This is a genomic window from Atlantibacter subterraneus, from assembly GCF_007570865.1.
Taxonomy (GTDB): Bacteria; Pseudomonadota; Gammaproteobacteria; order Enterobacterales; family Enterobacteriaceae; genus Atlantibacter; species Atlantibacter subterraneus.
This window is the reverse complement of the sequence record NZ_VLPS01000002.1, coordinates 19647-32477: the sequence shown is the minus strand read 5'-3', so window position 1 is coordinate 32477 and position 12831 is coordinate 19647. Positions and strand designations below refer to the sequence as shown.

Here is a 12831-nt window from a genome sequence, read left to right as displayed (position 1 = left end):
ACAGTGGCACAACGCTGCGCCGCCGCAATGACGCTTGCGGCGGCAACGTATTAATAGGCGTTGATATCCCCGGTCAGGCCCTTAACCAGTTCCGGCCCGGAGCTGGTGCCGACCAGTTCGGCCCCGGCTTCGAACATCGCTTTCATTTTTTCCAGGGTATTGACCTTACCTGATACTTTTACCCGGCACGGTAACTGAATATTGGCTTTGAGAAGCCGGACATCTTCTACCGTCGCTTCGCAGCCGCCCTTGCCCCAGCCGCTGGACTGTTTCACCCAATCAATACCGGCTTCAAAGGCATAGCGGGTGGCTTTGATTTTCAGCGCCTCTTCGGTGATGAAACCAAACTCCAGCATGGCTTTGACCTTCATCCCCAGGTCATGGGCGACGTGGACTACGCTTTTCAGCTCGTTGAAATAGAGATCTTCCTGGCCGCCCAGCAGATAGCCCGGGTTCGGCGGGAAGTCGAACTCATCGGCGCCCTCTTTCGCCAGCTCGCGCACTACCGCGACTTTCATCGCCGTGGTGTCGTTGGCCATCGGGAAATTGACCGTGGTGGCCACTCGAACGCCGCTGCCTTTCAGCATTTCTTTGGCAAGGGAAACCCAGCAGGGTGCAATCATGGCGGCATCAAACTGATACTGCATGCAGGTTTCCAGATGTTTAATCACCCCTTCGCGCGTCAAATCCGGGTTGACGTTGGTGTACTGAATCGCCTTGGCGATCTGGCGCGGATCGTTAAAATCAATCATGGACAGCTCCTGTCTGGTAAGTAAAAAGCTTGTAAGTGCGCAGTGAAGATGTCGTTACTTTAGGCAGGATGGCGGCTTAGCGTGATAGGCAGAATTCCCTGGAACATGGATGAAATTTTCATGTCAATGGAAATGTGAGTCAGGTCATAAATCGCTGATGTTGAACTGCATGCAGGGCGGCTAAAAATGCCACCATGACGGGCGAAACGGGCAGATAACAAACCAGGCCACTATGCAAAAGCAAAAACAACGCACCCGGGCGATCGCCAACTGGTATCGGGGTTCCGATGAGTTTTCCACGCTGATGAACTACCGGATCTTACGCGCCGGGCATATTGAGACCGCCGCGGATTTCCACGTTCATCGCCAGTCGGTGGTGGGCCACGAGTTGCTGTTTTGCCTGCGCGGCGCGGGGTTTATTCGCATTGAAGACCGGCTTTATCCGGTGCGCGAAGGGCAGCTCGCCTGGCTGCCGGTGCGCTGGCCGCATGAGCATTACCCCGATAAACAATCTCCGTGGGAGATCCTCTGGCTGCGTATTGAGGGATCAAAACTCAACAATATCATGCAGATAATGGACGTTCCTCAACGTCCGGTTTTCCAGTTTGAGCAGCCGGAGAAGATCGTTGAAATTTATCACCATATTTTTGACCAGATGAACAGCTATACCCTGGTGACCGATGCCCACTGCGATATGCTGTGCAGCCAGCTGATATTTACCCTGCTGGAAAACCGCAGCCACGACGCCGCGCAGTCGCAGGTGATTACCCATCGCGGGCTGGGCAAGCTGCTGTATCAGATCCACAGCCATTACAACGATGACTGGGATATCGAGAAATTTATGCACTACTGCCAGGTGAGCAAGTCGCAACTGTTCCGCTTGTTCCAGACCACGTTTAACCAGAGCCCATTGAAATGGCTTAAAAATTATCGGCTGTCTCAGGCGCGGCGATTATTGGTGGAAACCCAGGAAAGCATCAGCCGGATTGCGGTTCAGGTGGGATATAACGATCCGCTGCACTTCTCGCGGGATTTTCATCGCGCGGTTGGCCTGTCGCCCAGCGCGTTTCGCAAGCAGGAACAGCTGGAAGGGGCACAGCAAAAAAAGGGCGATGCCTGAGCATCGCCCTTTCTGATCAGGCGCGAACGGTGTCGTCGCCGTAGCCGATCCACTTATAGGTGGTCAGCGCTTCCAGGCCCATCGGCCCGCGCGCGTGCAGCTTCTGGGTACTGACCGCCACTTCTGCGCCGAGGCCAAACTGCCCGCCGTCGGTGAAGCGCGTTGAGGCGTTAACGTATACCGCAGAGGAGTCCACCTCGTTGACGAAACGGTCAGCGTTGCGCAGGGTACGCGTCAGGATCGCATCAGAATGCTGGGTGCCGTGCTCGCGAATATGGGCGATTGCGCCGTCGATGTCCGCTACCAGCTTGACGTTGATGTCCAGCGACAAAAACTCATCGTCATACTCTTCTGGCTTCACCGCCACCAGCTGCGCCGGGCCGTTTTTCAACTGCCCGAACGCGTTGCTGTCCGCATGCAGCGTCACGCCGCTGGCGGCCATTTTCTCGCTCAATGCAGGCAGGAAACGCTCGGCGATCCCCTGATGAACCAGCAGCGTTTCCACCGTGTTGCAGGTGCTTGGGCGCTGGGTTTTGGCGTTAACGATGACGTTCAGCGCCGCGTCGATTTCCGCGCTCTCATCGACGAAAATATGGCAAACGCCAATCCCGCCGGTGATGACCGGAATAGTGGACTGCTCGCGGCACAGCTTGTGCAGGCCTGCGCCGCCGCGCGGGATCAGCATGTCGATGTATTTATCCATGCGCAGCATTTCTGACACCAGCGCGCGATCCGGGCTTTCAATTGCCTGAACCGCGCCCGCCGGTAAGCCGCACTCTTCCAGCGCCTGCTGGATGACGTTTACCGTAGCGGCATTGGTGCGCCAGGTCTCTTTACCGCCGCGCAAAATCGCCGCGTTGCCGGTTTTCAGGCACAGCGATGCCACATCGACCGTGACGTTGGGGCGCGCTTCATAAATCACCCCGATCACGCCGAGCGGCACCCGGCGGCGCTCCAGACGCAGGCCGCTGTCGAGCACACCGCCGTCGATCACCTGCCCGACCGGGTCAGCCAGGTTGCACACCTGACGCACATCGTTTGCGATGGCGTGCAGACGCTGCGGCGTCAGGGCCAGCCGGTCCTGCATCGCATCGCTCAGGCCGTTGGCTTTAGCTTCGGCCAGATCCTGCTGGTTGGCGCTCAGGATCGCGTCGGATTGGGCTTCGAGATAGTCGGCGATTTTCTCCAGCACGCGGTTTTTCTCGCGGCTTGATAACAGCGCCAGCTGATAAGAAGCCGCTTTCGCCGCTTTACCCATTTGTTCAAGCATTGCAGGCTCCTTAGATGAGGATCAGGTCGTCGCGATGAACGGCGACCGGGCCATATTCATAACCGAGAATGGCGTCGATTTGTTGGGAGTGATGCCCGGCGATACGGCGCAGCGCGTCGCTGTTGTAGCGGCTGACGCCGTGGGCGATGTCGCGCCCTTCCTGGTTGCGGATGCGGATCACTTCGCCACGCGAGAAATTGCCGGTCACGGTTTTGATGCCTTTCGGCAGCAGAGAACTGCCGCGCGCCAGAATGGCGTTCTGCGCACCTTCATCGACGCTGATTTCGCCTGCTGGCGGCGCGCCGAAAATCCAGCGCTTACGGTTTTCCAGCGGCGACTGCTGCGGATGGAAACGGGTGCCCACCGGCAGCCCTTCGATGACATCGCCAATCACGCCCGGCTTGCTGCCTGCGGCAATCACTGTTTCGATCCCGGCGCGTCCGGCGACGTCGGCGGCTTGCAGTTTAGTGCCCATCCCGCCGGTGCCCAGCCCGGATACGCTGTCGCCGGCAATGGCGCGCAATGCGTCGTCAATACCGTGGACATCGGCGATCAGCTCCGCCTGCGGATTGCTGCGCGGATCGGCGGTGAACAGTCCTTGCTGATCGGTTAGCAGTAACAATTTATCGGCCCCGGCCAGAATGGCGGCCAGCGCTGACAGGTTGTCGTTATCGCCAACCTTGATTTCCGCCGTGGCAACGGCGTCGTTTTCGTTGATAACCGGGACAATATTGTTATCCAACAGCGCGCGAAGGGTATCGCGCGCGTTGAGAAAGCGCTCGCGATCTTCCATATCGGCGCGAGTCAGCAACATCTGCCCAACGTGGATCCCATAGATGGAAAAAAGCTGCTCCCAGAGCTGGATCAGGCGGCTTTGTCCCACGGCAGCAAGCAACTGTTTCGAGGCGATAGTTGCAGGCAATTCCGGATAACCCAGGTGTTCACGCCCGGCGGCGATGGCCCCGGAAGTGACAATAACAATACGATGCCCTGCGGCATGCTGCTGCGCGCACTGGCGCACCAGTTCTACAATATGGGCGCGATTCAGGCGGCGCGAGCCACCTGTTAAGACGCTGGTCCCCAGTTTTACGACCAGGGTCTGGCTATCACTCATGATTCTCTGCCGTTTCAACAAAAATTAGTAAAAGAACAATCAGAAAGACGTTGTAACAGGAGTCAGGCAACTTGCCAACTCCGCCGTTTTAAATCCCCAGACAATGTGCGGCGTAAAGGAAAAATATTACCAGGAATTCCGAAAATCACATTTTTAGAAACATCGTTTCATCCTTTTTTATAATTTTTCTCACTCTGTCACAGATCTTTAATACAGCCTCGTTATGATTCATCCCGATTTTCAATGGGCGGAAGTCCGAAACTTAGCGCGTATAAAAAATTGGGATTGAAAATGAAAAAAAGCACGTTGGCATTAGTGGTGATGGGCGTTGTAGCAGCGTCAGCAGCGCAAGCAGCAGAAGTGTATAACAAGAACGGCAACAAACTGGACGTATACGGCCGCGTTAAAGCAATGCACTACATGAGTGATTACGCCGCGAAAGATGGCGATATGACTTATGCTCGTTTCGGCTTCAAAGGTGAAACACAAATCACCGACACCATGACTGGCTTTGGCCGCTGGGAAGCGGAATTTGCCGGTAACAAAGAAGAAGGTGCGGCTAACGCCCAGAAAACCCGTCTGGCTTTCGCCGGTATTAAATTCCAGGACTTCGGTTCTATCGACTACGGTCGTAACCTGGGCGCGCTGTATGACGTTGAAGCCTGGACCGATATGTTCCCGGAATTCGGCGGCGACTCTTCCGGCCAGACCGATAACTTCATGACCAAGCGTTCCAGCAGCCTGGCGACTTACCGCAACACCGATTTCTTCGGTCTGGTTGATGGTCTGAACACCACGCTGCAATACCAGGCTAAAAACGAAGGCCGTGCCGCTAACAAAGAGAACGGCGACGGTTTTGGTACAGCGGTAACCTATGACTTCGGCGGCAGCGCATTCAGCATCGGCGGCGCCTACACCAACTCCGATCGCACCGATCTGCAGGAACAGCAGCTGCGCGGTCAGGGTAAAAAAGCGGAAGCCTGGGCGACCGGTCTGAAATATGACGCGAACAACCTGTACCTGGCAACCATGTACTCTGAAACCCGCAACATGACCCCAATTTCTGGCGGCTTTGCGAACAAAGCCCAGAACTTCGAAGCGGTTGTTCAGTACCAGTTCGACTTCGGCCTGCGTCCGTCCCTGGGCTACGTCCAGTCTGAAGGCAAAGACATTAACGGCATCGGCGACGTTGATTTAGTGAAATACATCGACGTAGGCGCGGTGTACTACTTCAACAAAAACATGTCTGCCTTTGTGGACTACAAAATTAACCAATTGGATGGCGACAATGCGCTCGGCATCAACAACGATGACATCGTTGCCGTTGGTATGACTTACCAGTTCTAAGCAGTAACACGAATGGCTACCAAACCCCCCGCGCAAGCGGGGGTTTTGCTTTGTAAAGCGGGGAAATTAATCAGGCGGTAAGTTTGATATTCGCTTCGGCAAAATCATCTGCCGGCTCTAACTTAAGATCCATTGAGGCCAGCAGCTCGCGCAGACGCTCGTGAAAATCACGCAGGGTTTGCTCCAGCTTTTCAGTCACCTCGCGATCTTTAATCGGCGTCGCTTTCCAGATCCCCTCTTCATCATAAAGACCAAAATGCCAGGTGTAGGTAAAGCGTTTCTCTTCCGCTTCCAGCTCCATCCACCATCCCCAGAACTCACGCTTTTCCGGCGCGGGTTTGACATTGACGCAAACTGCCAGGCAATCGAAAAAGAAACGGTTGTCTTCACATTGCCCTTCCCGGATATACGGGCCCAGGGCCGTGAACTTTTTGATCATCCTGCTCTTCGGGTGTCCACTCGGTAACGTCATTGCGATCTCCTTTGGTGAAGCAACTGTTTTACCAAATCAATGGAATTTAGCAATCTATTAACTAAATCGCTTGTTAATCCAGTCGGCAATTTCTTTTAACGCTTTATCAAAGTTGCGATACACCGGATTAAAGGGTATCTCCAGCAATTTACCGTCCGAGGATGACGAGGTGATGAATCGCGACTCTTCAGGTGGGCTAAAGGGATCGTTCTTCCAGTAGCCCGACAGCATCGGGGTCGGGCAACGGCGGCCCAGCAGCCCCTGGGTTTTCAGCGAATAGCGGTTAAGCTCGGTGCGCAGGGCGCTATCCGCCGCATCGTACATGCCAAGCCGGCTGGCCAGCACGTCCATATACATTTCCGGCACTTTGTTTTGCAGCGCCGCGTCGGTCAGCAACTGGTGCACTACCGGCCCGAGACACGCCACCGCTCTCAGGCGCGGCGATTCAAGGTAGGCCAGGCGCACCGCGACGTTGGCACCGAAGCGGAAGCCAAACAACGCCACGCGGGTGTGGTCAATCCAGGGCAAATCCGGCAGGGATTTCAGCACGTGCTGGTGCAGCAGGCTGGAGTCCTGGGTGAGTTTCCATTTGGTGGAAAAACCGACCGACGGCATATCCAGGGTCAACATGGCGATGCCCAGCGGCGCAAAATATTGCTCGAACAGGTTAAAATAATCGCTTTGCAGCGCGTCAAGGCCGCCGCACATCAGTACGGTTGGGAATGGCCCGTCGCCCTCCGGCTGGTGTAAAAAACCGCTTACAGGGCTGCCGCCGGGCACGTTGAATTCCAGCTCGCGAATATTGCACGGCAGGCGCTGCGCTGCTTCTTCATAGGCGCGGTTCGCCAGCGCCTGGGCCTGTTCCGCCAGTTCGTCGCCTTTTAAATGCGGATATGCCGCGATGCTGTACAGGTTAGAGGCTTTCAACCAGTGGCGACCGGCGGTCGCTTCATCATCCACCTGCCCTGCCCGCTGCTGCCAGAGCATGGCCTGCTTTGACCATTCGTATATCCAGTTGCCGCCGCGATAGCCGATCACCGTGTCGTACAGCGCCGGATCGGTGCGCTCGGCGTCGCTCATCACGATACGCGCCTGCACGTCGAGGATTTCACGCGGGTCGATGCCGCGCCATACCCACATCAGCCGGTTAATCATCCGGTACCAGTGGGGAATATTTTTACCATCGAGGGCGGACTGAATAGCGGGATGGCCGGTGTGATGCACCCGCCGGACCAGAGTTGACGTCTCCGGGTGTTTAAAGCGGGGTTTAAACAGGGTTTCGCTTAGATTTTTTGCCATGTCGTTCAGCCTCCATAACGCTCAATGGCCCTATTGTAGCGTGTCAGAGGCTAAAAAAAACAAACGCCCGGCAAGCGGGCGTTGATATCAGTCAGGCAAAACGCGGTTTGGCATTAACGGCCAGACAATGGCGGTACGAACACCACACCCATGTCCCACGGTTGCTCAATCCAGGTATCCTGCGGGATGTCCACAACGTAGTCATCCACCAGCGGTTTACCGGCAGGTTTGGCGAAGATGGTCACGAAATGTGCTTTCGGGTACATCTCACGGATGGCAACCGCGGTGCCGCCGGTGTCTACCAGGTCGTCAATGACGATAAAGCCTTCACCGTCGCCTTCAGCGCGCTTGAGCACTTTCAGTTCGCGCTGGTTGTCATGATCGTAGCTGGAAATACACACGGTATCGACATAGCGAATCCCCATTTCACGAGCCAGCAGCCCGCCAGGAACCAACCCCCCACGGCTCACGGCGATAATGCCTTTCCATTGATCAGCTGGCAGCAAGCGGCTTGCCAGTTTGCGGGCGTGAATCTGCAACATGTCCCAGGTGACGATGTATTTTTCGCTCATGTGAAGTGTCCCGGCCTGTTTTTAACGGCTTAAAAGTATTCAGGGGAAAATAGGTTGCGCGAGATTATAGAGATCTGACGCACTAAAAACCAGTGCTGTGCGGCATCCGCTGCGGTTTTTACGTGAGTCGGTCTACATGACGTAACAGAAAGTGGTATGCTCACGGCATCACGCAAGCCTGGCTTGTGGTACATCGTAATCAGGTAAACCTGTGACCGGCAGCATCTTTTGCCGGGTCAACGTCAAGGAGACTTAACGTGTCTGAACTGTCTCAACTCTCCCCACAGCCGCTGTGGGATATTTTTGCCAAAATCTGCTCCATCCCTCACCCGTCTTATCATGAAGAACAACTCGCCGAACACATTTTAAGCTGGGCCAGCGAGAAAGGACTGGAAGCGGAGCGCGACAGCGTCGGCAACATTCTGATCCGCAAACCGGCGACCGCCGGTATGGAAAACCGTAAAACGGTGGTATTGCAGGCGCACCTTGATATGGTGCCGCAGAAAAATAACGATACCGAACATGACTTCACCAAAGACCCGATCCAACCGTGGATCGATGGCGAATGGGTGAAAGCGCGCGGCACGACGCTGGGCGCGGATAACGGCATCGGCATGGCGTCCGCGCTGGCGGTGCTGGCGGATGATTCCGTGGCCCACGGCCCGCTGGAAGTGCTGCTGACCATGACCGAAGAAGCGGGCATGGACGGCGCGTTTGGTTTGCAGCCGGGCTGGTTGAAAGCCGACATTCTGATTAACACCGACTCTGAAGAAGAAGGTGAAATCTATATGGGCTGCGCGGGCGGCATCGATTTCATCACTACCCTGAAACTGGAGCGCGAAGCGATTCCGGCAGGTTTTGAAACCTTCAAACTGACCCTGAAGGGCCTGAAGGGCGGCCACTCCGGCGGCGATATTCATTTAGGCCTGGGCAACGCCAACAAACTGCTGGCGCGTTTCCTGGCTGGTCACGCCAAAGAGCTGGACCTGCGTCTGGTGGACTTTAACGGCGGCACCCTGCGTAACGCCATCCCGCGTGAAGGCTTTGCGACCGTTGCCGTTCCGGCAGACAAAGCGGCTGAGTTGAAAAATCTCGCCAGCCACTATCAGGAGATCCTGAAAAACGAACTGTCGGTAGTGGAAAAAAATCTGGTGGTGCTGCTGGACAGCGCAACCGCCGATAAAGCCGCCCTGACTGCAAAAAGCCGCGATGCGTTTATCAGCCTGCTGAACGCCACCCCGAACGGCGTGATCCGTAATTCAGACGTGGCGAAAGGCGTGGTGGAAACGTCCCTGAACGTTGGCGTGGTGACCATGGAGCAGGACAGCGCGCAGATTATTTGCCTGATCCGTTCGCTTATCGACAGCGGTAAAGATTACGTGGTCGGCATGCTGGAATCGCTGGGCAGCCTGGTGGGTGCGCAAACCGAAGCCAAAGGCAGCTACCCTGGCTGGCAGCCGGACGCCAGCTCGCCGGTGATGGCGCTGGTGCGTGAAACCTATCAGAAGCTGTTCAACAAGACGCCGAACATCCAGGTGATCCACGCGGGTCTGGAATGTGGTCTGTTCAAAAAACCGTACCCGGAGATGGATATGGTGTCGATTGGGCCAACCATTACCGGACCGCACTCCCCGGATGAGCAGGTTCATATCGAAAGCGTCGGCCAGTACTGGACGCTTCTCACAGAACTGCTGAAAGCCATTCCGGCGAAATAAGCTTAAGGCTAAGGGCAACGCGATGTTGCCCTTTTTTATTCGCTCAGTTCGCGGTATTCGAGCAGCGTGAGCGCCTCGCCCAGCCACTTCTGCATCCGGTAATTGACAAATTCTTCGCCGCGCAGCGCCACGGTCTGTTTCGCCATGACTTTAAATCCGTGCCGCTCAAAGAAAGGCCGCGCCGTGATGCTGGCCTCGGTAAACAGCGTGGCGATGTTTTGCGCGCGGGCCTGGCTTTCCAGGCGATTCAACAGCGCGGTGGCGGTTTTTTGCCGCTGGTAATCAGGATGCACAAACAATAAATCGAGGTGACCGTCGCGCTCGAGGGTAATAAACCCGGCGAGTTCATCCTGATAACAGGCGACAAACGTCCAGGCGTGGGACAGGCGAACCATCCAGCGCTGTTCATCAATTTGCGCCCAGGCGCGGGTTTGCGCCTCGTTGTAATCTTTAGCCGCCACTTCGCTGACCGAACGGAGAAACACTTCCACCACATCAGGGAAATCGCGTGGATGATAGCGACGAATAACAGGCGCGTCATTGACCATTGCAGCCTCCTGTTTAAGCAAGATTCAAAGCCCCAGAACCAGCTGACGCTCCAGCTGCGGGTCGAGTAAGGTGACATGCAGGCCCACCAGCCGAACGCCGCGCCCGGCGCGCCGCTCGTCCCAGGTTTTGCGCGCCGTGGCAAGCAGGTCTTCTTTATTCAGCCGCGGCCAAACGTGCTCCTGAGTCGTGAGCTGGAAATCATTAAACTTAAGCTTAACGCCCTGGCGGGCAATTAACAGGTCGGGTTTGACATTGGCAAGCCGCCGTTCAAGTTCCGGGTACAGGCGTTCAATAATTTCTTCACAATCAGACCAGGCGTGAATGTCCTCGGCCAGGGTGCGCTCCACGCCGATGGATTTACGCTGCCGGTCGTTGCTGACCTCCCGCTCATCAATACCCTGACTGCGTTCCCACAGCACTCGCCCGAATTTACCAAAACGCTTTAACAGTGACGCCAGGTCGCATTTCTGCACGTCTTCACAGGTCACCAGCCCCAGCTGTTCCAGCTTGCCGGCGGTAACTTTGCCAACACCGGGGATTTTCGACAGCGGCAGGGTTTTCAAAAACGCGGGCATCTCTTCCGGCGTGATCACGCACTGGCCGTTGGGCTTATTCAGGTCTGAGGCGATTTTCGCCACGAACTTTATCGGCGCGATGCCTGCGGAAGCGGTAAGTTGCAGTTCATCAAAAATGGTCTGGCGGATTTCCCGCGCCATCAGCGTTGCCGAACCGTGGCAGTGCGGGCTGTCAGTGACGTCCAGGTATGCTTCGTCCAGCGACAGCGGTTCAATCAGCGGCGTGTAGCGCAGGAAGATTTCACGGATATGGTTAGAGGCTTCTTTATAGGCGTCGAAGCGGCCAGGCAACAGCGTGAGATGGGGGCAAAGTTTCAGGGCCATCCCCGTCGGCATGGCGCTGCGCACGCCGAATTTGCGCGCCGGATAGTTCGCCGTGCTGATGACCCCGCGCCGCTCCCGGCTGCCGCCGATGGCGATGGGGATATCGCGTAGCGCCGGGTTGTCGCGCATCTCCACGGCTGCAAAAAAGCAGTCCATATCGACGTGAATAATTTTGCGCATAGCCCACCTCAGGAATAACACTGGATAAGTATACAGCCTGATTTGGCAAATTGAGAAGAGCCGGATAAGACATCGCCTCCAGAGAGGAGGCGATTCAGATTAGAGAATGCGGTTCTGGCGCTGGGCCGCCCGGGCCATGCGTTTTTTACGCGCATCGCAGGGCTCGGGGCAATCGCACACCTTTTCCATTCCCAGCGCGGAGATCCCCCCGCAACTGCCCTGGAGGGTTTTGCGTTTGATCAGCACGCCGAGCGACATGCCGAAAACCACCAGCAGGAAGATGGCAAAGGTGGCGATAAAAATGGTCAGCATCATTAACCTCCGAAATCATCCAGCAGGATGTTTTCATCCTCAACGCCAAGATTCTTCAGCATGGTAATGACCGCAGCGTTCATCATCGGCGGACCGCACATATAGAACTCGCAATCTTCCGGCGCAGGATGGTCGCGCAGGTAGTTTTCATACAGCACATTATGGATAAACCCGGTATAGCCGGTCCAGTTGTCCTCCGGTAGCGGATCTGACAACGCAATATGGAAGCTAAAGTTCGGGTTATCCCGCGCCAGCTGCTCAAACTCTTCCTGGTAGAACATTTCACGCATCGAGCGCGCGCCGTACCAGAAGCTGATTTTACGTTGGGTTTTCAGGCGTACCAGCTGGTCGAAAATATGCGAGCGCATCGGTGCCATCCCTGCCCCACCGCCGATAAACACCATTTCGGCATCGGTCTCTTTCGCGAAGAACTCGCCGAACGGCCCGGAAATGGTCACGCTGTCCCCGGCCTTCAGCGACCAGATATAGGAGGACATAATCCCCGGCGGCGCATCAGGCACGTTCGGCGGCGGCGTGGCGATACGCACGTTCAGCATGATGATGCCCTTTTCATCCGGGTAGTTCGCCATGGAATAGGCGCGCACGCAGGGTTCGGTCACGGTTGACTGGAAGCGGAACAGATTGAATTTTTCCCAGTCGCTGCGATATTCCTGCGGCACGTCGAAATCGGCGTAATTCACCGTGTGCGGCGGGCATTCGATTTGAATGTAGCCACCCGCACGGAACGGCACGTCTTCACCTTCGGGAATGCGCAGTTTCAGCTCTTTGATAAACGTGGCTTTGTTATCGTTAGAGATCACTTCGCACTGCCATTTCTTAATGCCAAAAATCTCTTCCGGCAGTTCGATTTTCATATCCTGGCGCACCGCCACCTGGCAGGCCAGACGGCAGCCCTCTTTGGCTTCGCGTTTCGAGATATGCGCCCGCTCGGTGGGCAGAATGTCCCCGCCGCCGGATTTCACCGTCACGCGGCACTGGCCGCAGGAGCCACCGCCGCCGCAGGCGGATGAAACGAAGATCCCCTGGTTCGATAAGGTGTTGAGCAGCTTGTCCCCCGCTGGCGCGCGAAACTGTTTATCGGCGTCGTCGTTGATTTCAATCACCACATCGCTGGCGTTAACCAGCAGCGATTTGGCGAACAAAATCAGCACTGAAAGCACCAGAACAATCAGCGTGAACATCCCCACGCCAAGTAATATTTCTGTCATA

At 56.1% G+C, this 12831-nt stretch carries 13 protein-coding genes; 3 read left to right on the top strand and 10 right to left on the bottom strand.

The features are described 5' to 3' along the window. Positions 1 to 50: 50 nt before the first annotated feature. The gene (gene deoC, locus FND52_RS05415) at positions 51 to 752 is read right to left on the bottom strand and encodes a deoxyribose-phosphate aldolase (protein WP_144129896.1); all 702 of its coding nucleotides are present in this window, start codon (positions 750 to 752) and stop codon (positions 51 to 53) included. Between the two features lie 232 nt (positions 753 to 984). Between deoC and FND52_RS05410 the strand changes: the two genes are divergently transcribed. Further along, a complete protein-coding gene (locus tag FND52_RS05410; protein ID WP_125295118.1) occupies positions 985 to 1872 on the top strand; it encodes an AraC family transcriptional regulator in 888 nt (295 codons plus the stop codon). A 16-nt stretch (positions 1873 to 1888) separates the two neighbouring features. Here the strand turns inward: FND52_RS05410 and proA are convergent, their stop codons facing one another. Next, positions 1889 to 3142 carry a glutamate-5-semialdehyde dehydrogenase gene (gene proA / locus FND52_RS05405; protein ID WP_144129894.1) on the bottom strand — a complete coding sequence of 418 codons (1254 nt, stop codon included), beginning with the start codon at positions 3140 to 3142 and terminating at the stop codon, positions 1889 to 1891. 10 nt (positions 3143 to 3152) lie between these two features. Further along, entirely contained in the window at positions 3153 to 4256 is a 1104-nt protein-coding gene (proB, locus tag FND52_RS05400; protein WP_144129892.1) for a glutamate 5-kinase, read from the bottom strand. Between the two features lie 291 nt (positions 4257 to 4547). Between proB and phoE the strand changes: the two genes are divergently transcribed. Continuing rightward, positions 4548 to 5603 carry a phosphoporin PhoE gene (phoE, locus tag FND52_RS05395; RefSeq protein ID WP_125295121.1) on the top strand — a complete coding sequence of 352 codons (1056 nt, stop codon included), beginning with the start codon at positions 4548 to 4550 and terminating at the stop codon, positions 5601 to 5603. 70 nt (positions 5604 to 5673) lie between these two features. Here the strand turns inward: phoE and crl are convergent, their stop codons facing one another. The 3 genes from crl to gpt all read right to left on the bottom strand — a co-directional run bounded on the left by crl (position 5674) and on the right by gpt (position 7946). Beyond that, a complete protein-coding gene (gene crl / locus FND52_RS05390) occupies positions 5674 to 6075 on the bottom strand; it encodes a sigma factor-binding protein Crl (RefSeq protein WP_125295122.1) in 402 nt (133 codons plus the stop codon). A gap of 57 nt (positions 6076 to 6132) precedes the next feature. Further along, the gene (frsA, locus tag FND52_RS05385; RefSeq protein WP_125295123.1) at positions 6133 to 7374 is read right to left on the bottom strand and encodes an esterase FrsA; all 1242 of its coding nucleotides are present in this window, start codon (positions 7372 to 7374) and stop codon (positions 6133 to 6135) included. A 113-nt stretch (positions 7375 to 7487) separates the two neighbouring features. Further along, complete coding sequence (gene gpt, locus FND52_RS05380; RefSeq protein ID WP_125295124.1) at positions 7488 to 7946, bottom strand: xanthine phosphoribosyltransferase; 459 nt, start codon at positions 7944 to 7946, stop codon at positions 7488 to 7490. Between the two features lie 257 nt (positions 7947 to 8203). Between gpt and pepD the strand changes: the two genes are divergently transcribed. Next, on the top strand, positions 8204 to 9661 hold the full coding sequence (gene pepD, locus FND52_RS05375) for a cytosol nonspecific dipeptidase (RefSeq protein ID WP_144129890.1): 1458 nt from the start codon (positions 8204 to 8206) through the stop codon (positions 9659 to 9661). A gap of 35 nt (positions 9662 to 9696) precedes the next feature. Here pepD and FND52_RS05370 read toward each other — a convergent pair whose 3' ends face one another. From FND52_RS05370 to nqrF, 4 genes are all read right to left on the bottom strand, one after another. After that, positions 9697 to 10209 (bottom strand): GNAT family N-acetyltransferase, encoded by a 513-nt coding sequence (locus FND52_RS05370; RefSeq protein WP_125295126.1) that lies wholly within the window; start codon positions 10207 to 10209, stop codon positions 9697 to 9699. 24 nt (positions 10210 to 10233) lie between these two features. Next, a complete protein-coding gene (gene dinB, locus FND52_RS05365; RefSeq protein WP_125295127.1) occupies positions 10234 to 11289 on the bottom strand; it encodes a DNA polymerase IV in 1056 nt (351 codons plus the stop codon). Positions 11290 to 11388: 99 nt separating this feature from the next. Beyond that, the gene (gene nqrM / locus FND52_RS05360; RefSeq protein WP_144130011.1) at positions 11389 to 11601 is read right to left on the bottom strand and encodes a (Na+)-NQR maturation NqrM; all 213 of its coding nucleotides are present in this window, start codon (positions 11599 to 11601) and stop codon (positions 11389 to 11391) included. 2 nt (positions 11602 to 11603) lie between these two features. Continuing rightward, the gene (nqrF, locus tag FND52_RS05355; protein WP_125295129.1) at positions 11604 to 12830 is read right to left on the bottom strand and encodes an NADH:ubiquinone reductase (Na(+)-transporting) subunit F; all 1227 of its coding nucleotides are present in this window, start codon (positions 12828 to 12830) and stop codon (positions 11604 to 11606) included. Between the last annotated feature and the right edge of the window lies 1 nt (position 12831).

Coding starts and splice junctions, on each gene's coding strand:
- frsA (WP_125295123.1), bottom strand. CDS start 7,374: ATGGCAAAAAATCTAAGCGAAACCCTGTTTAAACCCCGCTTTAAACAC.
- proA (WP_144129894.1), bottom strand. CDS start 3,142: ATGCTTGAACAAATGGGTAAAGCGGCGAAAGCGGCTTCTTATCAGCTG.
- gpt (WP_125295124.1), bottom strand. CDS start 7,946: ATGAGCGAAAAATACATCGTCACCTGGGACATGTTGCAGATTCACGCC.
- FND52_RS05370 (WP_125295126.1), bottom strand. CDS start 10,209: ATGGTCAATGACGCGCCTGTTATTCGTCGCTATCATCCACGCGATTTC.
- proB (WP_144129892.1), bottom strand. CDS start 4,256: ATGAGTGATAGCCAGACCCTGGTCGTAAAACTGGGGACCAGCGTCTTA.
- FND52_RS05410 (WP_125295118.1), top strand. CDS start 985: ATGCAAAAGCAAAAACAACGCACCCGGGCGATCGCCAACTGGTATCGG.
- dinB (WP_125295127.1), bottom strand. CDS start 11,289: ATGCGCAAAATTATTCACGTCGATATGGACTGCTTTTTTGCAGCCGTG.
- nqrM (WP_144130011.1), bottom strand. CDS start 11,601: ATGCTGACCATTTTTATCGCCACCTTTGCCATCTTCCTGCTGGTGGTT.
- phoE (WP_125295121.1), top strand. CDS start 4,548: ATGAAAAAAAGCACGTTGGCATTAGTGGTGATGGGCGTTGTAGCAGCG.
- nqrF (WP_125295129.1), bottom strand. CDS start 12,830: ATGACAGAAATATTACTTGGCGTGGGGATGTTCACGCTGATTGTTCTG.
- deoC (WP_144129896.1), bottom strand. CDS start 752: ATGATTGATTTTAACGATCCGCGCCAGATCGCCAAGGCGATTCAGTAC.
- crl (WP_125295122.1), bottom strand. CDS start 6,075: ATGACGTTACCGAGTGGACACCCGAAGAGCAGGATGATCAAAAAGTTC.